Here is a 23627-nt window from a genome sequence, read left to right on the forward strand (position 1 = left end):
AAAACTGTCGTGTCCCGGTAGCTACCCGCGCTGGCGCAAGGCATGGCTAATGCGGTTGCGCGCCACCGTGGTGCGCGGCACCTTGAAGGGAAACCAGCTGCGCACGTCCTCGTCCAGGCCGATGCCATGCATGTAGTTGTAGATGGCCTTCTTCAGCCCCTTGCCCAGGGCGTCATGGTCCACGCCCGTGGGATCGTGGAATCCGATATCGTTCTTGGCGAATGTGACCGGCGGCAAGGCTTGCAGCGTTACGCCGTATTGCTCGGGATTCATCCCCACCGGCGAATGGACGGTACAGGCGAAGCGATGGAAGAAGCCGCTCTGGATGCAGTCGTTTTCGAACAGCTGGCGCACGTACTCCAGCGCATCCACCGTATCCTGCACCGTCTGCGTGGGGAAACCGTACATCAGGTAGGCGTGCACCAGCACGCCGGCATCGGTGAAGGCGCGCGTGACCCGCGCCACCTGGTCGACCGAAACGCCTTTTTTCATGAGGTTCAACAGGCGGTCCGAAGCGACTTCCAACCCGCCCGATACGGCGATACAGCCGCTATCGGCCAGCAACTCGCATAGTTCGGGAGTGAAGGTTTTCTCGAAACGGATATTGCCCCACCAGGAAATACCGGCGTTGCGCTCGATGAGTTCGGCCGCCAGCGCCTTCAGGGACTTGGGCGGCGCCGCTTCGTCCACGAAATGAAAACCGGTCTGCCCGGTCTCGCGCACGATCGCATCGATGCGATCGGCCAGCACCTTGGCCGACGCGCCCTCGTATCGGCCGATATAGTCCAGGCTGACATCGCAGAAACTGCATTTTTTCCAATAGCAGCCGTGCGCCACGGTCAGTTTGTTCCAGCGTCCGTCGCTCCACAAGCGATGCATCGGGTTCAGCATGTCCAGCAGCGACAGGTAGCGGTCCAGGGGCAGGCCGTCCCAGGTCGGGGTGCCCACTTCTGCGAACGCGACATCGGGCTCGGCCATGTTCACGTACCGTACTTCCCCGGTGTCCTTGTCGCGCAGGAAGGTTCGTACCAGGCGTTGGCGCGAGCGCCGGCCCTGGACATGCTCCAGCAAGGCCAGCAAAGGGCGTTCGCCGGCATCCAGGGTGACATAGTCGAAATAATCGAACACGCGCGGGTCTTTCAATTCGCGCAGTTCGGTATTGACGAATCCCCCACCCAGCACGGTGACGATGTCCGGGTCTTGTGCCTTGATCGTCTGGGCGATGCGGAAAGCCGCATAAACCGAGCCGGGAAACGGCACGGACAACAGCACCACGGTCGGCGCATGCCGCGCCAGCGTCTCCACCGTAAGCTCGCGCAGCGTCTCGTCCACCAAGGTCGGCGCGGCTGCCAGTGCCTGGGCCAAGGGGTCGAACGTGGGCTGGCTGCCGGCCAGCGACTCGGCATAGCGCACGAATTCGAAACGCGTATCCACTGCGTCTCGCAGCACGTCGGCCAGATCGTTCAGATACAGGGTCGCCAGGTGCTTGGCGCGATCCTGCAGGCCGAGGGCGCCGAATGCCCACCCCAGCGGGTCGCCGCCTTCTTCGTCCACGTACACGTCCAAGGTCTTGAAACGCGGTCCCTCGGGCAGGAAGTTGCGGCTTACGATGCGGTGGGCCAGGGTGGAATCGCGGCCTTGCAGGAACCCGATCGTCGGTCCTATCGTGGCCAGGTAGCGGGCCTGCTGCGCCATGAAGGCCTGGACGGTACGGCTGTGTTTTTGCACCGGCAGCGTGGCGATGCGCTCGGCCACGGCACGCAGGCCTTCGGCCGAAAGCAGCCGCAGCACGAGCGCGAGCGCGAGGTCCTCCTGGAAAGACGCAACGCCGCGCGAGCGCAAAAAGCCCGTCAGGTACGCAGTGGAAGGATAAGGCGTGTTCAACTGCGTCATCGGCGGAATGACGGACAACACGCGTAAAGGCAAGGTGGACATGAAGCACGGCAAGGCTGCCGCCGAAGCGGGAATCGCGTCAATTATAGGCAGCACGATGGATCCGGCCGGCTAACAGACGGTCAAAGAGACCTTTCGCGGAGCGCAATCTCCGGGCCGCGCTGCCCTTCAAAGCTGAAGCACATTCGCCCCGATGTCCGGGTCCACCGCCCGCTCCAGGCGGACCGGCATGACGGTAATACTGATCTCCAGCGAGCCGCGACCCACCTCAAGCGCCAGGAGATGGCCACCGAAGGTCCTGAAACTCTCGTCGCCAGCCACGCCGTGGGCATGGATGGCCGGCTTGCCTTCCTTCCACGCCAGGGTGCCGGTGATATTGGTCAGCTCCAACGTCTCCATCGTTTTCGGCCGGTACGCCTTCTTCTCGAAATCGAAGAAGCCGAAGGTCACCGTGCCGGCGAAGCCGAAGCCGCTGATGACGGCCGATGGAACGGATTCCTGCTCCATCAGTGCTTCGAGCCTGGCAAAGGCATCGTCGCCCTGGCGCAGCACCATCAGGAAGCCGGTGGGCGTCGGTATGTAGCGCTTGTGCTCGGTCATCGATTGCAGCCTCATATGATCGTGGGGGTGATACCGCCGTCAACGCGCAAGGCCGCGCCATTGGTCGCGGCCGAAAGCGGGCTGGCGACATAAGCGACGAGGCTGGCGACTTCCTCGGGTTCGATCATGCGCTGGATCAGGGAGCTTGGTCGTTCCTTCGCGAAGTACTCGCGCTCCATTTCTTCCGGGGCCAGATCAGGATTGCTGGCCACGCTGCGCATGAAGTCCTCGATGCCGGCCGACCGCGTGGTGCCGGGCAGCACGGCATTCACGGTGACCCGGGTGCCCTTGGTCGTGCCGGCCAAGCCACGCGAGATGGCGAGCTGGGCGGTTTTGGTCATGCCGTAATGGATCATGTCGGAGGGAATGACCAGGGCGGAGTCGCTGGCAATGAAAATGACCCGGCCCCAGTTGCGTTTCATCATGCCGGGCAAATAATGGCGCGCGAGGCGCGCGCCGCTAAGGACGTTCACATCGAAGAACCGCCGCCAGTCCTCGTCGCTGATCGCGTCGAAGGGCTTGGATTCATAGATGCCCAGATTATTGACCAGGATGTCGATCTCGGGCACGGCCTGGGTCAGAAGGGCCGCGCCCTCCCCGGTCGCCGGGTCGGCCTGCACCGCACGCACGTTCGCGCCGATTTCGGCAACGGCGGCGTCGAGCTTCTGCTGCGAGCGTCCGCAGATCAGGACCTCCGCGCCTTCGAGCGCCAGACGGCGGGCGATCTCAAGGCCTATGCCCGCGGTCGATCCGGTTACCAGGGCAGTTTTGTTCGCAAGTTGCAAATCCATGGCGATTTCCTTTCCTTTGTCGCGTAATGGCCAGAACGGTTGTGCGGAGCAACGGCCATGCCAGGCAACGGGGGCCAGTCATGCTTTCCGATTCGGAGCGGGGCGCCGTCCCCCCCGCACTCGGCACGGCACGGCACGGCACGGCACGGCACGGCACAATCCGGTCTCCCGCGGCAGAATTGGTTCCCTGCGGGCAACACCATGGTCCCCTCGCCGCGTCTACCGCTGCATTCGCCCCACGCCTACCATCTGTCCGTTGCCTGAACAGTTGCAACGCACTTTTCAACCGCCCTGGCCGGCGGCGCCAACCTCCGAGGAAATTCACCATGACCCAACGCGTCAACGCCTTTGCGCAATCGCCCGAGTTTTTCAAGAAATTCGTCGAATTCGGCATGCTGCTGAAATCGGGCGCCATCGAACAGCCCATCCTCGCTCTGGTCGAGATCCGTGCTTCGCAGATGAATGGCTGCGGCTTCTGCCTGGACATGCACGTGAAGCAGGCCAAGATACACGGGGAAAAGGAACTGCGCCTGCACCACGTCGCCATCTGGCGCGAATCCACCCTGTTCTCGCCGCGCGAGCGCGCCGCGCTGGCCTGGACGGAAGTCCTGACGCATCTCCCCGCGCAGGGCGTGCCGACCGAGATCTATGAACGCGTGCGCGGGGAGCTGTCGGAAAAAGAGATCTCCGACCTGAGCTTCGCCATCATGGCCATCAATGGCTGGAACCGGCTGAATGTGGGTTTCCAGACGGTTCCTGGCTCGGCCGACAAGGCCTACGGCCTGGACAAGGCCAAATTCGACCAGGGACAACCGTCATGAAGATCCTCGTCATAGGTGGAACCGGCCTTATCGGTTCGAAGCTGGTCCAGCTCCTCGTCCAACGCGGCCATGAAGCCATCGCCGCGTCGCCGGGCACGGGCGTCGACACGATCACCGGTGAAGGCCTGGCCGACGCGCTCGCGGGTGTGCAGGTCGTGGTGGATGTCGCCAATTCGCCTTCTTTCGAGGACAAGGCGGTGCTCGACTTCTTTGAAACCTCCGGGCGGAACCTGCTGGCCGCCGAAGCCAATGCCGGCGTGGACCATCATGTGGCGCTGTCCGTGGTAGGCACGGACCGCCTTGCCGACAGCGGCTACTTCCGCGGCAAGATTGCCCAGGAAAAGCTGATAAAGGCCGGCAATATCCCCTACACCATCGTACGCAGCACGCAGTTCTTCGAGTTCCTGGGCGGGATCGTGCAGTCCGGCACCGACGGCGATGTGGTGCGGCTGCCTGCGGGGTATGTCCAGCCCATCGCCTCCGACGACGTGGCGCTGGCCATGGCGGACGCCACGCTGGGCGCGCCGCTCAATGGCACCATAGAGATCGCCGGGCCTGTGCGCGAACGCATGGGAGCCCTGGTCCAACGCTATATGCAGAAAACGGGCAATACCCGCAAGGTCGTCGCCAGTGCGCAAACGCCATATTTCGGCGCGGTGCTGGAAGACGATACGCTGGTGCCGGGACCCAACCCCCGCCTGGGCAGGATCGACTTCGAAACCTGGTTCGCGCGCACGCCGAGAAAATAAGCGCAGCCGGTCCAGGATGACGGCGTCGGCAGCGACGCCGTCATTTTCCCATGCCCGCGCCGGGCGAGAGACCCCCATGAGCGAACTGCACCCGCCGTCCTCTAGCTTGCTGGATAAATTCCGGGGGGATGAGTTCGCTCCCCTGTACACGGCCTCCGTCACCGTGCAGGGAGGCGCGGCCGCCCATGGCCGGGCGTCCGGCATCGCGCGGTCCGAGGACGGCCAGCTGGAGGTGGACCTGAGGCTGCCCCCGGAGCTGGGCGGTCCCGGCGGGGGCACCAACCCCGAGCAACTTTTCGCCGCCGGCTACGCCGCCTGTTTCCATGGCGCGCTTAGCCTGCTCGCAGCGAAGGCGGGCCTGGCCATCCCCGACGCGGAGGTCAAGGTTTCCGTGACATTCGGCCGAGACCCGGTCGACGGCCTTTATGCGCTCAGGGCGAAGGTGGAGGTCCGCCTCCCGGGGCTGGACCAGGCGCCCGCCGAAGAACTGGTGCGCAATACCGAGCGCTTATGTCCGTACACCAAAATGACGCGGCGCGGCATGGAAAGCGCGGTCGCCCTGGCGCCATAGGGTGGCCGGCGCCCCGCAGGTCCACCGGCACCTAGCCCTGCTTGGGCAGGAAACTGTCCAGCGTCTGCAGGTCGAGCGCGCGGATATGCGTCGTCATATAGTCGATGAACACACGCATGCGCCCGGGCAGGTGGTCCCGGCTGAGATAGCAGATGTAATGGCCTCGATCGTCCGGCGCGTATTGCGGCAGGCACGCCACCAGGCTGCCGGCACGCAGGTGATCGCTGATCTGGTAGCCCGCCATTTGCGCGATGCCCTGTCCACCCAGCACCGCCTGCAGGACGAGATCGGCATCGTTGAAGGTCAGCATGGCGCGCGGCGCGAATTTGCGCATCTGCCCGCCGACCTTGAACTCCCATTCGTACACCCGTCCCGACGCCAGGCGGAAATCCACGCAGCGATGGCCGGCCAGTTCATCGATGTCTTGCGGCAGTCCATGCATCGCGACATAGGCCGGCGCGGCGCATACATGCATTTGCATCGGGATCAACTGCTTGGCGATGACCTGGCTGTCCTCCATGCGACCGTTGCGGAACGAAACGTCGATCCGGTCCGTCGTGAAATCGGTTACGCCGTCGTCCAGCACCAGTTCGACCGAGATCCCGGGATAAGCGGCCTGGAAGCCGCTCAACAAGGGCGCGACGACTTTCCGGCCGAATCCCACGGTCGAGCAGACGCGCAGCCGGCCGGAAGGCGGTCCCTGGCGCAATTCGCGCATGTCGTCCAGCGCCTGCACGATGCGTTCGACCCCCGCGTGGCATTTTTCGTAGAACCGCTCGCCCTCGCGCGTCAGGGATGTACTGCGGGTAGTACGCACGAACAGGCGGGTGCCCAGTTGATCTTCCAGCTTCTGCACGCTGCGGCTGACGGCGGACCGCCCGATGCCGAGGCGGTCGCCCGCCTTGGCGAAATTGCCTTCCGAGGCGACCGCGATGAAGGCGACGACGCCGGCGTAACTGGTGGCGAAACTGTGCGCGAGGGAATCCGCGGCGCTGCATGGGGATGGCGCGCAGGACGCAGGCGAGTCAGGGGGGGATGGTCTGTTATCCATGCTCCTAAGACGTTGGAGCCGCGCGCCCTGTGACACCGCCTGGAAAAAAATCCGCCGGACGGTGCCGTGGCCGGCCGGATCACGGCGTGGACGCTCGTGTACGTCCGTACCGAGGTCCGCGTCATGGACCCAAGGGCGAATCCTTACTGCAGGGGTGTGAGGATGGGCGCCCCTGGTTTCTTGATCAGGAACACAATGAACTTCGCCGGCTGGGTCTGGCTGGCATTACGGCCGACGGTGTGGATGTCGTCCGGTGCTTCGTAGAACGTCTGGCCGGGGGTGAGCGTGACCTCCTTGCCGCCTTTCACCTGCATCACGATGCTGCCTTCCAGTACGTAGACGAAGCTGTGCGCATCGTGGCGGTGTACGGGATCGACCGCGCCCGGCGGATAATCCACCGTAATCATCACCCCTTCCTTGCCGGGAATATCGGGCAGCGGCTTGGCCATGAGCGACGTGACGATGGCTTCGGGCGCGGCGGCGGCGTGGGACGCATGACCGGCCGGCGGGGCGGCGTGGGCCAGTTGCACCATCAGCGCGCCTGCGGCGATGAAGGGAAATCCGGTTTTGGTGATCTTCAGCATGACCTTTCCTTGGGGTGATTGGAACAGGTCTATCGTAGGCAGCCCGGCATGGGCGCGGTAGATCCGCGCGGGGGATCACAATGTTGCCGGCGCGACACCAATGCGCCGGCGCCCGGCGCATCCGCATGGCCGATTCAGTGCCGTGGCAACGCGGCCGCGACGCGCGCCAGCTTGTCCGGATTGCGTTGCACCAGCACACGGACGATGCGGCGGCCGTCCGTTTCGTATGACTGCACCGATTCCAGGGAACCGTGTATGTAGCGCAGCAGCGACCACTGTCCGTTCACAAGCGCCAGTTCCACCCGCACATTGTCGCCATAGCGCCGCGCGCCGGCATAGAACAACTGCGCCAGCCTTTTCCCGCCCGCCAGGTAGGGGAAGGCCGTGGCCTTGCCGCCGCCGTCGCCGATCAGTTCGGCATTGTCATTGAGCAGGGCATGCAGGCCGTGGAAATCGCCGCGCTGCATGGCATCGGCGAAGCGCGCCATGAGGTGGCGGTGCGTTTCGCGCGAGACCTTCCGGCGAGGCGATTCCTGGCGCAATTGCTGCTTCGCCCGGCTTACCAGTTGGCGGCAGGCCGCCTCCGTCTTGCCCAGGGTTCGAGCGACCTCGTCGTAATCGGCGTCGAAGACCTCGCGCATCAGGAAGGCCGCCCGCGCCTCCGGCGACAGCCGCTCCAGCAGGAACAGGAACGCCACGGACACATCGTCGGAGAATTCGTGGATTTCCTCCGGTGTGGCCGGCTGGGGCATCAGCAAAGGTTCGGGCAGCCAGACGCCCTCGTACTTTTCCCGTTGCGCCTTGAGTGCGCGCAGGCGGTCTATGGACAGGCGCGTCGTCACCGTAACCAGCCAGGCTTCGGGATTGTCCAGTTTCGATGGATCGGCGTCGTGCCAGCGCAGCCAGGCATCCTGCACCACGTCCTCGGCCTCCGCGACCGCGCCCAGCATGCGGTAGGCAATGGCGAGCAAGCGGGGGCGATGACTATTGAACAGGCTGGTGGAGTCGGTCATGGGAGAAGGACGCCGCCAGAGCGCGGACCGGTTGAAACCTGCGCTATTTTGCTGGGGCATCCCGAAAAGGGCAAGCATCCGCCCACCCGCGCGCCATGCGCCGATGCGCCATGCCTGACCCGACGCTACAGCACGATCTCGCGAGATGGAGGCAGGCCCGGAAGATCGGCCCGTCCCTGCATCTGCTTGATGTCGCGTTCGATCACCAGGCTCAAATGACTGATCGGCACGTCGTTGGCGCTGCCCTCGAATGGATTCTCGGTGCCCTCGCCCACCTGTTCCAGCGCCGTGTAGATCCACGAGATCATGACGCTGAAAGGCACCGCCAGCCAGATCATCTCGCCATGCATGATCCCGCCCACGCTGTCGTTCAGGCGGTCGAATTCCCCCATCAGCCCAAACGGCAGCAGCAGGCAGAACGATCGTACGAAGAAGGTGTTGATAATGGCGTACTGGCGCGGATAGGGAAAATTCTTGATGCGTTCGGCCTGGCCCTGCAGATCGAGGAACTCGCGGATGCGGCTATTGAACTCGGTGTACTCGGAAGACGCGATAAGGCCTTCGTCGTACAGTCGCCGGACCGCCTGGCCCTGCATACCCAGCAACTGCACGGAAATACTGTCCGCGTCCGACACCGTCCGCAGGTCTTCGGGAGACAGATACCGGGACAAGGCGGCCTGCAGCGGCTGCTGCCTTTCCGGGATCACGTAGTGCTTCTGATACTCGGCGTTCGAAGCGGTTTCCACCGTCTCCCAGACCCGCGGCGTCCGCAACTGGTAACGCAGCGCCGTCAACCAGGCCAGGTGCCCGTTCAATAATGCGCCGGAGCGCGCCACATCCCCTACGAAATCCCGGCTGATCATGCCCCAGTAGCGGCTGGTGTTGACGATGGCCATCCAGATCTTCTGCGCTTCCACGGTACGGGTATAGGTCTGCACGTTCTTGAAACCGACCACGAATGACGTGGCCGTGCCCAACAGCGTCACCACCGTCAAGGGCAGCGTCAGCCATTTCAGGCCCAGTACCTGATACAACAGCACCGGCACCAAGCCCAGCACCAGCAGCCGGTAGATCTTTCGTCTCGTCCAAAGGACGAACTCGAACAAGCGGTAGGATCTGCCCAAATGCATGGTGGTATGGCCTCGACGCGTGATGCGAGCGCATGGTGCAATGCGTTGCGCGCGAATCTGAAGACGCCGCCCGGGCCCGGCCACGGGCGTGCTCTGCGCGCAGGCGAATCGTAGACGGGGCGGTCCGGCCGCAGTAGCCTCGCACAAGGACTCGCCGTGTTGTCGCGCGGACAACAATGAAGCGGCCGGCCGCAACCGCCGGCGCATATCGGTCCACCAGCGGCGGAATGCCGCCACACTTGTTACTCCCGCGCACGCGGCGTCCGGCGTCACACTGGCCGGAACCAGGAACGGGCCAACGGCGTGGGCGGGCATCACGCTTCGAGGCACCGCTGCTTGGGCACCGCTCACATTCGGAGAGAACGACCATGACCGCATCACCTGAAAACGGACGCAACGGCGACGGACAGCCTGCCATGCAGACGCCGCCCGTCGTGTCGCCGCAGGATTAGGAAGCCGCCCGCCAGCGGCTGCTGGTGAAGGAAAAGGAACATACCCGCGCCCGTGACGCCCTGGCCGCCGAGCGCCGGCGCATGCCATGGATGGCGGTGGCCGACGCCTATGCATTCGAAGGGCCCGAAGGCAGGCTGAGCCTGCCCGATCTGTTCGCGGGCCGGCGCCAGTTGATCGTCTACCGCGCGTTCTACGAACCGGGCGTTTACGGCTGGCCCGACCACGCCTGCCGAGGCTGCTCCATGGTGGCCGACCAGGTGGCCCACCTGGCGCACTTGAACGCCCGCGACACCACCCTGGTGTTCGTGTCGCGCGCGCCGCAGGCGGATATCGCCCGGCTGAAGGCGCGCATGGGCTGGGGGGACATTCCGTGGTTCACCCTGACCGATCGCTTCGATGCCGACTTCGGCGTGGACGAGTGGCATGGAACGAACGTGTTCTATCGCGATGGCGACCGCATCTTCCGCACGTACTTCCTCAACAACCGTGGCGACGAGCAGATGGGCAGCACCTGGAACTATCTGGACATCACGCCGCTGGGGCGCCAGGAAGTCTGGGAAGATTCACCACCGGGCTATCCGCAGACGCCGACCTACAAGTGGTGGAACTGGCATGACAGCTACGTGCCGGGCGCGGCGCCGGACAGGAAATGGGTCGAGGTCTCCGATGCCGGCGAGGCGACGTTCCGGAAGAAGGACGGGAACCCGCAGCCGTGAAGGGACAGCGATGCCCAGGCCGGCATACTGGAGGACCGCCGCGCCCTTCTACTCCCGCGCCCTATTCCGCGTAGCGCTTTTCCAGGTCGTCGTACAGCGGCTTCTGCACCAGCCGCTGGCGCTCCTGGAAGGGCGCGACCAGCGCCGGGTCTTCCTTGAGCTGGCCGTCCCGCTTGAGCACGCCCAGGGCGCGCTGCATGCCGGCCACCGCGCCCTGCAAGGCGGCGTTGGCATACAGCACGATGCCATAGCCCATCTTGCCCAGTTCCTCCGCGGGCAGCGGCGGCGTCTTGCCGCCGATGACGATGTTCACCAGCTGCGGCCGGTTCAGCAGGGTGGGCAGGCGCCGCACCTCATCCAGGCTTTCCGTGGCCTCGACGAACAGCACGTCGGCGCCCGCGTCGGCGAAGGCCTGCGCGCGTTCGACCGCCGCCTCGAAACCCAGCACGGCGCGCGAATCGGTGCGCGCAATGATAAGGAAGTCCGGGTCCACGCGCGCGTCGGCCGCGGCGCGTATCTTGCCCAGCATCTCGGGCAGCGGCGCGACCTCCTTGCCGGAGAAATGGCCGCAGCGCTTGGGGAACACCTGGTCTTCCAGCTGGATGGCGTCCGCGCCGGCGCGTTCGAGCGCACGCACGGTATGCCACACATTCACCGCATTGCCGAAGCCGGTGTCGGCATCGACCAGCAAGGGAATATCGACCGCATCGCGGATGCGGGCAGTGGCGTCGGCCACGTCGCGCAGCCCGATAATGCCGAGGTCGGGCACGCCATAGTGCATATTGGTCAGGCCCGCGCCCGTCAGGTAAACAGCCTCGAAGCCCTGGTCCGCGACCACGCGCGCGCTCATCGCGTTGAAGGCGCCTGGCACGACCAGGCCGTCGCGCTGCTCTATCCGGCGACGCAGGCGCTGTTTGGTTGTTTCACTCATGATGGGTCTCCTGCTTCGGTTCGGGATGGGGGGCCGGAGCAGTCTAATGAGCGGTGGCGACGCGGTCAATCGCCGCCGTCGTCAGGACACCGCTGAACTCGCTTCATCAATGGATGGCGGGGTTGGAATGGCCGAGCCGGAGGCCACCGGCCCTGCTCGCTGGCGAGGCGCCAGGCCCTTGCCGCAAGCCGCAGGCATGGCCGAAGCGCTCGCAGGACCCGATCAATTCGCGGCAGCTTCCAGCCGCTTCACGAACGCGGCGCCCGCCTCGCGCGTACCGAGCTTGCCGCCCACATCGACCGTGCACTCGCGCGCCTGGATGGTGTCGGCCAGCGTTTTTTCCATGGCGGCACTGGCCTCCATGAAAGCCTGCTTGCCCTTGCGCTGGCCATACCAGTTCAGCAGCATTGCGGCCGACAGGATCAGCGAGGCGGGGTTGGCGATGTTCTGCCCGGCAATGTCGGGCGCGGAGCCATGCGCCGCCTGCCCCATGGCATGTTCGCGTCCGGCGTTCAAGGAACCACCCAGGCCCAGGCTGCCCGACAGCTCGGCGGTCAGGTCCGACAGGATGTCGCCGAACATATTCGTCGTGACGATGACGTCGTAGCGGTCCGGCGCGCGCACGACGTGCGCCATCATGGCGTCCACGATGACCTCGTCGATGCGGACATCCGGGAACTCCTTGCCCACCTGGTGGCACATGTCGATGAACATGCCATCGCCCAGCTTCAGGACATTGGCCTTGTGCACGATGGTCACATGCTTCTTGCGGGTCATGGCCAGCTCGAAGGCCGAGCGGGCGATGCGCTCGCAGCAGAGCCGCGTGATCCGCCGCAGCGATATCACGAGGTCCGGGGTGATCAGCATTTCGCTGGGGCCCGACTCGATATTGCGGTCGGCGTAGAAGCCTTCGGTGTTCTCGCGCACCACTACCAGGTCGAACTCGCCCAGGCGTGCGGGAATGCCGGGATAGGTACGTGCCGGCCGGATATTGGCGTACAGGTCCAGCGCCTTGCGGAAGAACTTCGAGGGATTGATCTCGCCCTTGGCCTCGTCCTTGAAGTCGTACGTCGCCATGGGGCCCAGCATCAGGCCGTCGGCCGCGCGCACCTTTTCCAGCAACGCGGGAGTGACCGTCGCACCGTGGCGCTGCAGGCTCTCGTGGCCGGCGATATCGTGATCCAGCTGCAGGCCCAGGCCGAAGCGGCGATCCGCCGCATGCAGGGCGTCGACCGTCACGGCCATGGTTTCCGGTCCGATCCCGTCGCCGGGCAGCACTACGATTTTCATGAATTTTTCCTTGAAAGAAACAGCAGATTCGACACGTCTGCGGAAAATGGCATTCAGTCCAGCTTGATGCCGGACTGCTTCACCACGCCGCGCCAGAGCGTGAGCTCGTTATGCAAGACCTGCGCGAAATCGGCCGGCGTGCCCTTGAACAGGTCCGCGCCTTCGTCGGTCAGGCGCCGCCGCGTCAGGTCGGCGGCCGCGGCATCATTGACCGCCACATTCAGCTTCTCGACGATGTCCTTCGGCGTGCCCGCCGGAGCCAGCACGCCCCACCAGGTGCTGATGTCGAAGTCCGGAATCCCGGCCTCGGCCATGGTCGGCGTATCGGGAAAGAGCGGCGAACGGGTCTTGCTTGTCACGGCCAGCAACCGCACGCGCTGGTCCTTGACCTGCGGCAGGATGGTCGGCACGGTGGCGAAGAACACCTGCACGCGGCCCGCCAGCAGATCCATCGTCGCCGGCCCGCTGCCCTTGTAGGGCACATGCGTCATCTGCACACCGGCGCGCTGCTTGAAGAGTTCGCCGGACAAATGGTTGATGCTGCCGTTGCCGGCAGAGCAGAAATTGATCGTTCCCGGTTTTTTCGAGGCCAGATCGCGCAACTGGGCCACGCTGTCCACGCCCAGGTCCCTGGTGGTCACCACCAGCAACGGGCCGCGGCCGATCAGGGCGATGGGCTGGAAGGACTTCTCGACGTCATAGCTGGTCGAGGCTTCCGCCGCGGCGTTGGTCACGAACGTGGAGGTGGCGAACAGCAGGGTATAGCCGTCGGGCGCGGCATGGGCCACGGCATTGGCCCCGATCGAGCCGCCTCCCCCACCGCGGTTTTCCACGACCACGGCCTGGCCCAGCTTTTCCCCCAGGCTGCGGGCCATGTCGCGGGCGATGCTGTCGGTCCCGCCGCCCGCGGCAAACGGCACGATAAGGCGTATGGGCTTTTCGGGAAAGCCTTGCGCGCCAGCCAGCGCAGGCAGCAAGGTCGCCGTGGCGAGCAGCCACGCACGCAGGGTTTCGAGGCGCGGTTTGAACACGGGGTGTCTCCTGTAGGCGTCACGCCGGGCGCGCGACGTCCGTTCGATTCAAGTTATGCATATCTTTGCATACAAAAAATCCTCGTGCAAACCTGGCGGTTCGCAGCAAGGGCACGGCATAGGTTTGGGCTTACGATAGACAGCAACCCATCCGGCCTGCGCATTCCGTATTTCCCGCGACGGCGCGCCGCGCTGTGCCATCGGCGCCGCCGCTCATTCCCAGGAGCAAGCAGTGACCTCCCTATCCCAACGCCTGCAACGTCCCGAATTGCTGCGCGACGCCTGCTATATCGACGGCAAGTGGCATGAAGCGGGCAGCGGCCCCACCCTCGCGGTGACGAATCCTTCGACGGGCCAGACCATCGTGTCGATTCCCAAGCTGGGGCGCGCGGAGACCGAACATGCCATCCAGCGCGCCGAAGCCGCCTTGCCGGCGTGGTCCGGCCGTCCCGCGAAGGAACGCGCCGCCATCCTGCAACGCTGGGCCGCCCTGATGATGCAGAACCAGGGCGACCTGGCCGCCATCATGACCGCCGAACAGGGCAAGCCGGTCACCGAGGCAGCGGGGGAAATCGCCTACGCCGCCTCCTTCCTGGAATGGTTCGCCGAGGAAGCCAAGCGCATGGACGGCGAAGTCCTGCAAAGCCCCAAGGCCGGCCAGCGCATCATGGTGCTGAAGCAGGCCGTGGGCGTGTGCGCAGCCATCACGCCCTGGAATTTCCCCGCTGCGATGATCACGCGCAAGCTGGGCCCCGCCCTGGCGGCCGGCTGCACCATGATCGTCAAGCCGGCCCAGCAGACCCCGCTCACCGCGCTGGCGCTGGCAGTTCTCGCCGAGGAAGCCGGCGTACCGGCGGGCGTGATGCATGTGATCACGGGCAGCTCCAGCGATATCGGCGCCGCGCTCTGCGAAAGCGAAACGGTGCGCAAGCTCAGCTTCACCGGCTCGACGGAAGTCGGCCGCAAGCTGATGGCCCAATGCGCGCCGACGATCAAGAAACTGTCGCTGGAACTGGGCGGCAACGCGCCGTTCATCGTTTTCGACGATGCCGACCTGGACAAGGCCGTGGACGGCATCCTGGCCTCCAAGTTCCGCAACGCCGGCCAGACCTGCGTCTGCGCCAACCGCATTTACGTGCAGGATGGCGTCTACGACGAGGTCGCGCGGCGCCTGGCCGAAAAGGTCGGGGCGATGAAGGTGGGCGATGGCTTCGAGCAAGGCGTGGTGCAAGGTCCGCTGATCGACGAGCACGCCGTGAAGAAAGTGCGCGAACACATCGACGACGCCACCCGGGCCGGGGCCAAGGTCATCGTGGGCGGCAAGGCGCATGCGTTGGGCGGTACGTTCTTCGAACCGACGGTGGTCAGCGGTGTCACGCAGTCGATGCTGTTCGCGCGCGAGGAGACCTTCGGCCCGGTCGCCCCGCTGTTCCGCTTTTCGACGGAGGCCGAGGCGCTGAAACTGGCCAACGACACGATCTTCGGCCTCGCGGCCTATTTCTATACCTGCGACAACGCCCGCGTCTGGCGGGTATCGGAAGGCCTGGAGTATGGAATCGTGGGCATCAATACCGGCCTGATCTCCAACGAAGTCGGGCCGTTCGGCGGCGTCAAGCAGTCCGGCCTGGGTCGCGAGGGCTCGCGCCATGGCCTGGACGAATATGTCGAGCTGAAGTACCTGTGCGTCGACATCGGCGCCTGACGCGCCGCGACGGACGCTAGATGACCGGCGCCAGGCCGCCGGTCATCGGCACGACGGCGCCCACGACATAGCTTGCCCGGGCGCTGGCCAGGAACACCGCCACGTCGGCGACTTCCTCCGGTTCCGCATACCGGCCGAGCGGAATACTGGCTTCCGCCCGGCTGCGCGCCTCTTCCTTGCTGATGCCATGGGTCTTGGCTTCCACGGCCAGGCCTTCCTGCACGCGCTCGGTCACCGTGCCGCCGGGGTTGATGGCGTTGATGCGTATGCCGTACTGCGCATAATGATGGGCCGAGCCCACGGTGGCCAGCATCAGGGCCGCATTGGCCGACCCGCCGGCCAGATGGGTGGTCGTGGGCGTCTTGCCACCGGACCCGATGATATTGACGATGGCGCCCTGGGCGCCGCGTGCCCGCAGGCGCTTGAGCACCTCGTCCTGCGTATGGATATAGGTGAAGAATTTGGCGTCCATGGCGGCGCGCCATTTATCCGCCGTCAGCGTTTCGGGATCGTGCCGGCGCGCCGCGCCCGCGCTGTTGACCAGGATGTCGATGGGGCCGAGCGCCTCCTCGATGCGCGCGACCGCCTGGGCGGCCTGGCCCGGATCGATCAGGTCGGCCGCGACCGCGAAGGCCTGACCGCCCTGCCCCGACAGTTGCGCCAGGGCCGCATCCAGGCCTGCCTGCCCGCGCGCGACGATACCCACGCGTACGCCCTCGGCCATCAATGCCCTGGCCACCGCCAGGCCGATGCCCTTGCTGCCGCCGGTCACCATGGCGGTCTTGCCTTTTAAGCCGAGATCCATTTTCGCGTCCTTTGAAAGGTGGCACACCGGCCAGCATGCCGGCATGGCGGCGAAGCGGGCGCTTTGTGCGGATCGCTGGCGCGGCGGCCCGCCTCGCCTCTAGGGTAAGAGCCGGTTCGACCGCGCCTTATCGCCTCGGTTCCATCATCATCCGTACCGCGAGCGCGGCCAGCACCCCACCCATCAGGTAGCGCTGCGCCGCCATCCAGGTCCGGTTGCGGGCGAACCACGCGGCGATGCCGGCCGCCGAGATGGCGATCAGCAGATTCACCATGAAGCTGACGGCCGTTTGCGTCAGGCCCAGCGTAACGCTCTGCATGAACACCGAGCCGCGTTCGGGATCGATGAATTGGGGGAAGAAAGAGACATAGAAAATGGCCACCTTGGGATTGAGGAGATTTGTCAGAAAGCCCATGGTGAACAGCTTGCGCGGCGTGTCGGCCGGCAAGGCGCGCGGCTCGAAGGGCGAGCGCGCGCCGGGCTTGACGGCCTGCCACGCCAGCCACATCAGGTAGGCGGCGCCTGCCCACTTCAGGATCTCGTAGGCCAGCGGCACGGTCTTGAAGACGGCCGACAGGCCGACCGCCGCGGCCAGCATATGAACCAGGAAGCCCACCACCACGCCGAACAGCGAAATGACGCCCGCCATGCGCCCCTGGCACAAGGAGCGCGAGATCAGGTAGATCATGTTGGGGCCGGGGGTGAGCACCAGCAGCAGGCAGGCGCCGGCGAACAGCAGCAGGTCGTTGAGCGGAATCATGTCAATCCGACGGAAGAAGGGTATGAATACCGAGGGAACCACCCGGGCCCGCGATGGGCAACCCGGCGCCGCAAGGATCAGCCGGCGGCCTCCACATTGTGACGCATCGGCAAGCCGCCCGTCCACGGGCCGCCATGGGTTCGCCTTCCCGCGAAGTCCGGCGGTGTTCCGCCGCGCCGCCTAAGCGCGATCTGTTCCACGCGCCGGCTTCTTGCGGGAATCGCCGTTGGCGCCGGATGGGGGACGACGCGCGGCGCGGCGGCCCGCCGGCGCGCTTTTGGCATCCCGGACGGTGGCCTCGATCAGCGCTTCCACCATCCAGAAGACGATGCTTTCCACCTCTTTGTTCTTCGCGCCCCAGATGTCCTTGAGGATGATGTGCGGCTCGATGCCATAAATGATGGACAGGGCCTTCTGCAGGCGATCCACCCCCTTGGACGCTACCTGCGCCTGGAAAGGTTGCACCGCGTGCGCCAGGATGCGGATGCGGTGCCCGCGGCGGTAGGGCTCTTCCTCCAGGATGCCGGCGCGCTCCAGTGCCTGGTGCTCCAAGGCGAGTTGCGCCGCGGCCCGCATGTGCGGTTCGAATTCCTTGAACCGTATGAATGTGGACTGGAAGAGCTCCATGATGCGGGCCCGGCCATCGGACTGCGACGAAGACCAGGACCGCACCGGGCCCAGCGCCGTGTCGACCATCGCCGTGATCAGGCGGCTGCGCGTAGGGAAATAGCGGTAGGCCGTGGCGCGCGAGACCTGCGCGCGCTTGGCGACTTCCGCGACGGTGGGCGTGTGCCCTTCCTCGATCATGCCGCTGGCGGCTTCGAGCAGGAGCTTCCAGGTACGCGCACGGGGTCCGCGCGTGGGCGCCTCGGGAACGGCGGTGATGGCGTTAGGGGAATATCCCATGGTCGTATGTCCAGATTTTTATTGACAGTGCAAAAACCGTCTTCTAGCATGATTCGACAAAACGAGACACGTATCTTAAATCGGATCGCGTGTCTCACCTGGGTTCCTGATCCGGAACCCGATAAAAAAATCCTCGGTGAGGAGACATCCATGACGATTGCTGTCCTGCGATCGGCGGGGCCATGCCCGGCCGGCGCGATGCCCGCGCTCGCGCCGCCTTGTTGTCCTGGTGGCCGCTGGCCCGGGGGCGTGCCGGCATGAGCACTCAATTCGTCAGCCGCATTGCCGTCGAGGTCGACGGCGAAGGCGAAGCCGCCGTCTGCATCCATGGCCTGGGCGGCTCGTCCAATAACTGGACTACCGTGATGAGCGCGCTGTCGCGCTTCAGGACGCTGCGCATCGACATGCCCGGCAGCGCCCGCTCCGCTTCCGTCAGCGGCCCGCTGTCCATCGACGGCCTGGCGCAGGCCGTGCGCGATGTGTGCGCGCGGCTCGGCGTGGAGCGCGCCCATCTGCTGGGACATTCCCTGGGCACCATCGTCTGCTTCAAGTTGGCCGCCGAATCGCCGGAGCTGGTGCGCAGCCTGGCGTTGTTCGGCCCCCTGCTCTGCCCGCCCGACGGCGCGCGCGCCAATATCCGCGCTCGCGGCCAGCGCGCCCGCGACGAAGGCGTGGCGGGCATGCAGGCCATCGCCGACGCCATCGTCGCGGGCGCTACCTCGGCCGACACCCGCCAGCACCGTCCCATCGCCGTGGCCCTGGTACGCGAAAGCGTTATGCGCCAGGACCCCGACGGCTACGCGCGCAGTTGCGACGCGCTGGCGGATGCCCAGCCCGCCGCCGTGGAGTCCATCACCTGCCCCACCCTGCTGGTGACCGGCGACGAGGACGGCGTGGCGCCGCCCCAATCGGTGCGCGCCATCGGCGATCGGATTCCGGGCAGCCGCGTCGTGGTGTATTCGCGCTGCGGGCACTGGACCACCTTCGAACGCCCGGACGAATGCCTGCGCGAGCTGAAGGACTTCTACTCGGCGCACGCGCGCTGAAGGCTTTTCCTCACACCCAAACGCCAGGAGACCGCCATGGCCCAGGTGCTGTTCACGAATGTGCGCGTGTTCGACGGAACGGGCGCGCTGCCTTATACAGGCGAAGTGCTGGTGCAGGGCAACCGCATCGCGCGGGTATCGCGCTCCACGCGGTCGCTGCCCGTGGGCGGCGTCACCGTGGTCGACGGCGCGGGCGCCTTCCTCATGCCCGGCATGACCGAAGCCCACACGCATTTCTCCTGGAATGACCAGCCGTCGCTGGACGCCATCCAGCGCATGCCGGTGGAAGAGCATGTGGTCTGGTGCGTCAACGTCGCGCGCCGTTACCTCGACATGGGATGGACGTCCTGTGTGGGCGCAGCCACCGCCAAGCCGCGCCTGGACGTGGTGACGCGCAACGCCATCCGCGAAGGCCATATTCCCGGACCGCGCTACCTGGCGGCGAGCCAGGAAATCACCACCACCGGCGGGCTCGGCGATTCGACGCCTCCGCACCTGCCCTATCCCGAACTGAGCTTCGGCGCCCTGGTCAGCGGGCCGGAGGAAATGCGCAAGATGGTGCGGCAGTTCGTGAAGTACGGCGTGGACCAGTTGAAGATCAACCTTTCGGGCGAATACATCGCCGGGCTGCCGGCCGAGATGACGCAGTTCTCCGAAGAGGAAGTGGCGATGTGCGTCACCGAAGCCAAGCGCTTCGGCAAGCGGGTCGCGGCGCACGCGCGTTCGTGCGAATCGATCAAGCAATGCATCCGCCATGGCATCGACATCATCTACCACGCCAGCTTCACCGACGAGGAAGCGCTGGACATGATGGAAGCCAAGAAGGACCGCATCTTCGTGGCGCCCGGCCTGGCCTGGCTGGTAAATACCTCGTACCACGCCAGCGAATGGGGCCTGACACCGGAGATCACCGCCAAGATGGGCTACCACCGCGAGCTGGAAGTGGCCATCGAGTCGCTCAAGAAGATGCATCGGCGCGGCATCCGCATCCTGCCCGGCGGCGATTACGGCTTCGCCTGGACGCCCCACGGCACCAACGCCACCGACCTGGAGTACTTCGTCAAGTACCTCGGCATGACCACCCAGGAAGCCCTGCTGTCGGCAACCACCCTGGGTGGCCAGATCATGATGCAGGGCGACGAACTTGGCCAGATCCGGGATGGCTATCTGGCCGACCTGCTTCTGGTCGACGGCGACCCCCTGGCCGACATCCGTATCCTGCAGGACAAGAACCGGATCCTGGCGGTCATGAAGGACGGCGAATTCCATCGCGCGCCGCAGATCGCCAGCGCCCGCAATACCCGCTGGGCAGCCTGAAGGGGCGCCGCGTGAAGCGCTACGCGCAAGCCATACTGGTCGTCGCGGTGCTGGCGGTATTGCTGGCGCTGGCCGGGGCCGCCGTCCGGGATAACGCGCGGCTGTTCGGCCTGTCGCTGCTGAACGGGCTGACGCTGGCCGCCTTGTATTTCCTGGTGGCCAGCGGCTTCACGCTGGTGTTCGGACTGATGCGCAATGTCAACCTGGCGCACGGCTCGCTATTCCTGCTGGGCGGCTACATCGGCTACACGGTGGGCGACGCGACGGGTTCATGGTTCCTGGCCTTGCTGGCCGGCTTCCTGGCGACCGCGCTGGCCGGCCTGCTGCTGCAGGTACTGGTGTTCCAGCACATGGAGGGGCAGGACCTGCGGCAGACCCTGGTGACCCTGGGCCTGTCCATCGTGCTGGCGGACATCTTCCTGTGGATATGGGGCGGAGAAGCGTACCAGTTCGACCCTCCACGCTGGCTGCTGGGCGTCGTCAGCGTGCCAGGGGTCGGCAAGTACTCGGGCTTCCGGCTGGTCGTGCTGTTGTCGGCGATCGTCATCGGCCTGACGCTGTGGCTGTTCCTGAACCGCACCCGCGTGGGCATGATGATACGCGCCGGCGTGGACAACAAGCGCATGCTGTCGGCCAGCGGCGTCAACGTGCAGAAGGTGTTCGCCATTACGTTCGCCGTGGGCGCGGGCCTGGCCGGCTTCGCCGGCGTGATGGGCGGAACGGCCTTGTCGATCGCGCCGGGCGAGGATGTGCGCTATCTGCTGGCCTCGCTCATCGTGGTGATCGTCGGCGGCATGGGCAGCATCACCGGAGCCGCGGTGGGCGCGCTGCTGATCGGCCTGGCCGAAACCTTCGGACTGGCCTACGCGCCTACGTATGGGGTGGTGTTCACCTTTCTCATCATGGTCGCCGTGCTGGCCTTCCGTCCGCAAGGGCTGATGGGCAAGCGCGCATAACGATACGGACAAGGGCACAGTATGAGTGCGGCGAAATGGCGGCGTGTCATGTCCCAGGCCACCGTGGCCTATCCCGTGCCCGGCATGCCGACGCGCCCGGGTGCGGACGGCACGGTATCGGCGGGAGCGCCGCTCGCCGGCGTGGCGCGCGCGGGCGATGGCGCGCCTGCCGGCGCGCGCAGCGGCGCCGCCGCGCGCGCGGCATCCCGCCCGCTGTGGGCGGTACACGCATGCGTGGCCGCGGCGCTGCTGCTTTACCCCGCCGTCGCCTCGCCTTTCTTCACCTTCCAGGTGGGCGCGCAATCGCTCGTGCTGGGCCTGATCGCGCTCTCGCTGGCGCTGCTGGCCGGCTACGGCGGCATGGTCACGCTGTCGCAGATGACGGTGGCCGGCCTGGCCGGCTACGCGGTGGCGCTGCTGGGGGTGAATGCCGACGCCGCGCACAGCCTGGGATGGCCGTGGTGGCTGGCCGTGCTGGCCGCGCTGCTGCTCGGCACGCTGGCGGCCACCCTGATCGGCATGCTGGCGGTACGCACGGAAGGCATCTACACCATCATGATCACGCTGGCCATCGGGGTCGCGTTCTTCTACCTGGTCCAGCAGAACTACACGGTGTTCAACGGCTTCCAGGGCTTGGCGCGGATACTTCCGCCGTCGCTGTTCGGCATCGATATGCGCAGCCCGATGCCGTTCTACTACTTGAGCCTGGCCTGCGCCGTGCTGGGCTACGCGGGCGTCGCGTATATCGCACGCTCGCCCTTCGGCATCGCCTTGCAGGGCATACGCGACAACCCCCGCCGCATGCGCGCGCTGGGCTTTCATGTGACCTGGCATCGCGTGGCCGCGCACGCGCTGGCCGGCCTGATCGCCAGTGTCGGCGGCGTGCTGCTGGTCTGGTACAACTCGCAGATATCCCCCGGTTCGGTCAATACGACGGCGATGATCAACATCCTGATCGTGGCCGTGCTGGGCGGCATGCGGCATCCCGCGGGCGCCTTCGTCGGCGCGCTGCTGTTCGTACTGCTGCAGAACTTCGCCATCGATCTGGTGGACCGCGAGCGGTTCAACCTGGTGATCGGCGGCGTGTTCCTCCTGGTTTTGATGGTTTCGCCGGATGGCCTGCTGGGCGTCTGGCGTCGCTTGCGCGGGCCGGCTCGCCCCGCCGTGCATGCTTCCATGCGTCACGCGCTATCCACCGACATAACGACGAAAACCAGGAGACATCCATGACACACGCGATACACATCCCCCGCCTCGGACAGCGTCCGCTGCGCATCATGCTGGGCATAGGCGCCCTGGCCCTGGCCGCCGCGATCGGCGGCCGCGCGCAGGCGCAGGAAGTCATCAAGATCGGCGCGCTGGCCACGCTGGAAGGCCCCTTCGCCGTGCCTGGCCAGGACGGCATGCGCGGGGTGGACCTGGCGGTGGCGCAACACAAGGGCATGGTGGCCGGCAAGAAGATCGAGATCATCAAGGCATCGTCGAACGGCAACCCGGATACCGCCGTCAACGCGGCACGCAAGCTGGTCGAGCAGGATGGCGTGCAAATCCTGATCGGGCCGCTGTCCGGTTCGGAAGGCATCGCGGTCAAGAACTACGCCAAGACCCATCCCGAAGTGACTTTCGTGAATGGTTCCTCCGCCGCCCAGGGCACCACGCTGAACGAACCGGCGCCCAACTTCTTCCGCTTCTCCACCGACGGCGCCCAGTGGCAGGCCGGACTGGGCACCTATGCCTACCAGGACAAGGGCTACAAGCGCATCGTATCCGTGGCGGAGGACTACTCCTTTCCGTACTCGCTGCTGCAGGGCTTCATGATCGAGTTCTGCAAGGCCGGCGGCAAGGTGATCGACAAGCATTGGGTTCCGCTGGGCACCAAGGATTATTCGTCCGTGATCGCCCGCCTGCCCGAGAACATCGACGCCATTTACGTGGCGCTGGGCGGATCCGACGCGGTGAACTTCTTTTCGCAATACGAGCAGGCCGGCGGCGACAAGCCGCTGATCGCCGGCTCCATCACCATCGACCAGTCCGTGCTGGGCTACAAGGGCAAGCGCCGCGATGCGCTGATCGGCACGCCGTCCGCCGGACCCATCGCGGACAACTACGATGATCCCGCCTGGAAGAAGTTCGTCGCGGACTACCGCGCCGCGTTCAAGGATGGACTGCCCAGCCCCAGCCTGTTCGCCCACGCCTACTACGTCAACACCAAGGCCGTCCTGGACGCGCTGGAGCAGGAGAAAGCGGATCTGTCGAACAACCAGGCCAAGCTGCGGCAGACGCTGTCGACGATGACGGTGTCGACCCCGACGGGCGACGTCAAGCTGGATGAGAACCGCAACGCCATTGCCAATATCTTCCTGACCGAAGTGGCCAAGAATAGCGACGGCAGCCTCTACAACAAGTTCGTCAAGGTCATTCCCAATGTCAATCAACGCCTGGGATTGAGCAAGGCCGAGTTCGACAAGATGGGCCTGGGCTCGCGCACCAATCCGGAATGCAAGTGAACGG

23 protein-coding genes are annotated in these 23627 nt (G+C 65.6%); 10 read left to right on the top strand and 13 right to left on the bottom strand.

Annotated elements, in window-relative coordinates:
- Positions 1-21: 21 nt before the first annotated feature.
- The 3 genes from BAU07_RS14625 to BAU07_RS14635 form a co-directional block, all read right to left on the bottom strand.
- Positions 22-1935, bottom strand: coding sequence for a B12-binding domain-containing radical SAM protein (locus BAU07_RS14625; protein WP_198168801.1), 1914 nt, complete (start codon positions 1933-1935; stop codon positions 22-24).
- 126 nt (positions 1936-2061) lie between these two features.
- Positions 2062-2493: a PPC domain-containing DNA-binding protein gene (locus tag BAU07_RS14630; RefSeq protein WP_232338136.1), complete on the bottom strand. Its 432-nt coding sequence runs from the start codon at positions 2491-2493 to the stop codon at positions 2062-2064.
- Positions 2494-2504: 11 nt separating this feature from the next.
- Positions 2505-3284 (bottom strand): SDR family NAD(P)-dependent oxidoreductase, encoded by a 780-nt coding sequence (locus tag BAU07_RS14635; RefSeq protein ID WP_066659029.1) that lies wholly within the window; start codon positions 3282-3284, stop codon positions 2505-2507.
- A 326-nt stretch (positions 3285-3610) separates the two neighbouring features.
- Between BAU07_RS14635 and BAU07_RS14640 the strand changes: the two genes are divergently transcribed.
- From BAU07_RS14640 to BAU07_RS14650, 3 genes are all read left to right on the top strand, one after another.
- On the top strand, positions 3611-4105 hold the full coding sequence (locus BAU07_RS14640) for a carboxymuconolactone decarboxylase family protein (RefSeq protein ID WP_066659035.1): 495 nt from the start codon (positions 3611-3613) through the stop codon (positions 4103-4105).
- Complete coding sequence (locus tag BAU07_RS14645; protein ID WP_066659037.1) at positions 4102-4854, top strand: SDR family oxidoreductase; 753 nt, start codon at positions 4102-4104, stop codon at positions 4852-4854. Before BAU07_RS14640 ends, BAU07_RS14645 begins: the two co-directional genes overlap by 4 nt.
- A 76-nt stretch (positions 4855-4930) precedes the next feature.
- Entirely contained in the window at positions 4931-5425 is a 495-nt protein-coding gene (locus BAU07_RS14650) for an Ohr family peroxiredoxin (protein WP_066659039.1), read from the top strand.
- Positions 5426-5456: 31 nt separating this feature from the next.
- Here BAU07_RS14650 and BAU07_RS14655 read toward each other — a convergent pair whose 3' ends face one another.
- The 4 genes from BAU07_RS14655 to BAU07_RS14670 form a co-directional block, all read right to left on the bottom strand.
- A complete protein-coding gene (locus BAU07_RS14655; RefSeq protein ID WP_066659040.1) occupies positions 5457-6476 on the bottom strand; it encodes a LysR family transcriptional regulator in 1020 nt (339 codons plus the stop codon).
- A 143-nt stretch (positions 6477-6619) separates the two neighbouring features.
- Positions 6620-7060 carry a cupin domain-containing protein gene (locus BAU07_RS14660; protein WP_066659042.1) on the bottom strand — a complete coding sequence of 147 codons (441 nt, stop codon included), beginning with the start codon at positions 7058-7060 and terminating at the stop codon, positions 6620-6622.
- Between the two features lie 134 nt (positions 7061-7194).
- Positions 7195-8073 (bottom strand): RNA polymerase sigma-70 factor, encoded by an 879-nt coding sequence (locus BAU07_RS14665; protein ID WP_066659044.1) that lies wholly within the window; start codon positions 8071-8073, stop codon positions 7195-7197.
- Between the two features lie 125 nt (positions 8074-8198).
- On the bottom strand, positions 8199-9203 hold the full coding sequence (locus BAU07_RS14670; protein WP_066659046.1) for a bestrophin family protein: 1005 nt from the start codon (positions 9201-9203) through the stop codon (positions 8199-8201).
- A 470-nt stretch (positions 9204-9673) separates the two neighbouring features.
- Between BAU07_RS14670 and BAU07_RS14675 the strand changes: the two genes are divergently transcribed.
- A complete protein-coding gene (locus tag BAU07_RS14675) occupies positions 9674-10372 on the top strand; it encodes a DUF899 domain-containing protein (RefSeq protein WP_232338348.1) in 699 nt (232 codons plus the stop codon).
- A gap of 61 nt (positions 10373-10433) precedes the next feature.
- Here the strand turns inward: BAU07_RS14675 and BAU07_RS14680 are convergent, their stop codons facing one another.
- The 3 genes from BAU07_RS14680 to BAU07_RS14690 form a co-directional block, all read right to left on the bottom strand.
- Positions 10434-11303 carry an isocitrate lyase/PEP mutase family protein gene (locus BAU07_RS14680; RefSeq protein ID WP_066659048.1) on the bottom strand — a complete coding sequence of 290 codons (870 nt, stop codon included), beginning with the start codon at positions 11301-11303 and terminating at the stop codon, positions 10434-10436.
- Between the two features lie 222 nt (positions 11304-11525).
- The gene (locus BAU07_RS14685) at positions 11526-12593 is read right to left on the bottom strand and encodes an isocitrate/isopropylmalate dehydrogenase family protein (RefSeq protein ID WP_066659050.1); all 1068 of its coding nucleotides are present in this window, start codon (positions 12591-12593) and stop codon (positions 11526-11528) included.
- 53 nt (positions 12594-12646) lie between these two features.
- Positions 12647-13624 carry a tripartite tricarboxylate transporter substrate binding protein gene (locus BAU07_RS14690; RefSeq protein ID WP_415830298.1) on the bottom strand — a complete coding sequence of 326 codons (978 nt, stop codon included), beginning with the start codon at positions 13622-13624 and terminating at the stop codon, positions 12647-12649.
- Positions 13625-13856: 232 nt separating this feature from the next.
- On the opposite strand from BAU07_RS14690, the gene BAU07_RS14695 reads away from it, so the two are divergent.
- The gene (locus tag BAU07_RS14695; RefSeq protein WP_066659052.1) at positions 13857-15326 is read left to right on the top strand and encodes an NAD-dependent succinate-semialdehyde dehydrogenase; all 1470 of its coding nucleotides are present in this window, start codon (positions 13857-13859) and stop codon (positions 15324-15326) included.
- A 16-nt stretch (positions 15327-15342) separates the two neighbouring features.
- On the opposite strand, the gene BAU07_RS14700 is transcribed toward BAU07_RS14695, so the two are convergent.
- The 3 genes from BAU07_RS14700 to BAU07_RS14710 all read right to left on the bottom strand — a co-directional run bounded on the left by BAU07_RS14700 (position 15343) and on the right by BAU07_RS14710 (position 17797).
- Positions 15343-16131, bottom strand: a complete 789-nt coding sequence (locus BAU07_RS14700; RefSeq protein ID WP_066659054.1) for an SDR family oxidoreductase — start codon at positions 16129-16131, stop codon at positions 15343-15345.
- Positions 16132-16258: 127 nt separating this feature from the next.
- Positions 16259-16891, bottom strand: coding sequence for a LysE family translocator (locus BAU07_RS14705; protein ID WP_066659058.1), 633 nt, complete (start codon positions 16889-16891; stop codon positions 16259-16261).
- Between the two features lie 180 nt (positions 16892-17071).
- A complete protein-coding gene (locus tag BAU07_RS14710; protein WP_066659059.1) occupies positions 17072-17797 on the bottom strand; it encodes a TetR/AcrR family transcriptional regulator in 726 nt (241 codons plus the stop codon).
- Positions 17798-18054: 257 nt separating this feature from the next.
- Here BAU07_RS14710 and BAU07_RS14715 point away from each other — a divergent pair, with 257 nt between their 5' ends.
- From BAU07_RS14715 to BAU07_RS14735, 5 genes are read left to right on the top strand one after another with little or no spacing between them, the layout of a single operon-like run.
- Positions 18055-18843 carry an alpha/beta fold hydrolase gene (locus BAU07_RS14715; RefSeq protein ID WP_066665458.1) on the top strand — a complete coding sequence of 263 codons (789 nt, stop codon included), beginning with the start codon at positions 18055-18057 and terminating at the stop codon, positions 18841-18843.
- A 36-nt stretch (positions 18844-18879) separates the two neighbouring features.
- Complete coding sequence (locus BAU07_RS14720; RefSeq protein ID WP_066659060.1) at positions 18880-20160, top strand: metal-dependent hydrolase family protein; 1281 nt, start codon at positions 18880-18882, stop codon at positions 20158-20160.
- A gap of 11 nt (positions 20161-20171) precedes the next feature.
- The gene (locus BAU07_RS14725) at positions 20172-21116 is read left to right on the top strand and encodes a branched-chain amino acid ABC transporter permease (protein WP_198168802.1); all 945 of its coding nucleotides are present in this window, start codon (positions 20172-20174) and stop codon (positions 21114-21116) included.
- 48 nt (positions 21117-21164) lie between these two features.
- Positions 21165-22346 carry a branched-chain amino acid ABC transporter permease gene (locus BAU07_RS14730; protein ID WP_066659062.1) on the top strand — a complete coding sequence of 394 codons (1182 nt, stop codon included), beginning with the start codon at positions 21165-21167 and terminating at the stop codon, positions 22344-22346.
- Positions 22343-23623: an ABC transporter substrate-binding protein gene (locus tag BAU07_RS14735; RefSeq protein ID WP_198168803.1), complete on the top strand. Its 1281-nt coding sequence runs from the start codon at positions 22343-22345 to the stop codon at positions 23621-23623. Before BAU07_RS14730 ends, BAU07_RS14735 begins: the two co-directional genes overlap by 4 nt.
- Positions 23624-23627 lie beyond the last annotated feature (4 nt).

This window comes from Bordetella flabilis (assembly GCF_001676725.1).
GTDB classification, from domain to species: Bacteria; Pseudomonadota; Gammaproteobacteria; order Burkholderiales; family Burkholderiaceae_B; genus Bordetella_C; species Bordetella_C flabilis.

What these genes read in the sequence shown, in the direction of transcription:
- BAU07_RS14680 (WP_066659048.1), bottom strand. Translation starts at nt 11,303, where the DNA reads ATGAGTGAAACAACCAAACAGCGCCTGCGTCGCCGGATAGAGCAGCGC.
- BAU07_RS14700 (WP_066659054.1), bottom strand. Translation starts at nt 16,131, where the DNA reads ATGGATCTCGGCTTAAAAGGCAAGACCGCCATGGTGACCGGCGGCAGC.
- BAU07_RS14635 (WP_066659029.1), bottom strand. Translation starts at nt 3,284, where the DNA reads ATGGATTTGCAACTTGCGAACAAAACTGCCCTGGTAACCGGATCGACC.
- BAU07_RS14685 (WP_066659050.1), bottom strand. Translation starts at nt 12,593, where the DNA reads ATGAAAATCGTAGTGCTGCCCGGCGACGGGATCGGACCGGAAACCATG.
- BAU07_RS14735 (WP_198168803.1), top strand. Translation starts at nt 22,343, where the DNA reads ATGACACACGCGATACACATCCCCCGCCTCGGACAGCGTCCGCTGCGC.
- BAU07_RS14730 (WP_066659062.1), top strand. Translation starts at nt 21,165, where the DNA reads ATGTCCCAGGCCACCGTGGCCTATCCCGTGCCCGGCATGCCGACGCGC.
- BAU07_RS14710 (WP_066659059.1), bottom strand. Translation starts at nt 17,797, where the DNA reads ATGGGATATTCCCCTAACGCCATCACCGCCGTTCCCGAGGCGCCCACG.
- BAU07_RS14640 (WP_066659035.1), top strand. Translation starts at nt 3,611, where the DNA reads ATGACCCAACGCGTCAACGCCTTTGCGCAATCGCCCGAGTTTTTCAAG.
- BAU07_RS14715 (WP_066665458.1), top strand. Translation starts at nt 18,055, where the DNA reads ATGAGCACTCAATTCGTCAGCCGCATTGCCGTCGAGGTCGACGGCGAA.
- BAU07_RS14655 (WP_066659040.1), bottom strand. Translation starts at nt 6,476, where the DNA reads ATGGATAACAGACCATCCCCCCCTGACTCGCCTGCGTCCTGCGCGCCA.
- BAU07_RS14630 (WP_232338136.1), bottom strand. Translation starts at nt 2,493, where the DNA reads ATGACCGAGCACAAGCGCTACATACCGACGCCCACCGGCTTCCTGATG.
- BAU07_RS14665 (WP_066659044.1), bottom strand. Translation starts at nt 8,073, where the DNA reads ATGACCGACTCCACCAGCCTGTTCAATAGTCATCGCCCCCGCTTGCTC.
- BAU07_RS14720 (WP_066659060.1), top strand. Translation starts at nt 18,880, where the DNA reads ATGGCCCAGGTGCTGTTCACGAATGTGCGCGTGTTCGACGGAACGGGC.
- BAU07_RS14705 (WP_066659058.1), bottom strand. Translation starts at nt 16,891, where the DNA reads ATGATTCCGCTCAACGACCTGCTGCTGTTCGCCGGCGCCTGCCTGCTG.
- BAU07_RS14660 (WP_066659042.1), bottom strand. Translation starts at nt 7,060, where the DNA reads ATGCTGAAGATCACCAAAACCGGATTTCCCTTCATCGCCGCAGGCGCG.
- BAU07_RS14650 (WP_066659039.1), top strand. Translation starts at nt 4,931, where the DNA reads ATGAGCGAACTGCACCCGCCGTCCTCTAGCTTGCTGGATAAATTCCGG.
- BAU07_RS14670 (WP_066659046.1), bottom strand. Translation starts at nt 9,203, where the DNA reads ATGCATTTGGGCAGATCCTACCGCTTGTTCGAGTTCGTCCTTTGGACG.
- BAU07_RS14645 (WP_066659037.1), top strand. Translation starts at nt 4,102, where the DNA reads ATGAAGATCCTCGTCATAGGTGGAACCGGCCTTATCGGTTCGAAGCTG.
- BAU07_RS14625 (WP_198168801.1), bottom strand. Translation starts at nt 1,935, where the DNA reads ATGTCCACCTTGCCTTTACGCGTGTTGTCCGTCATTCCGCCGATGACG.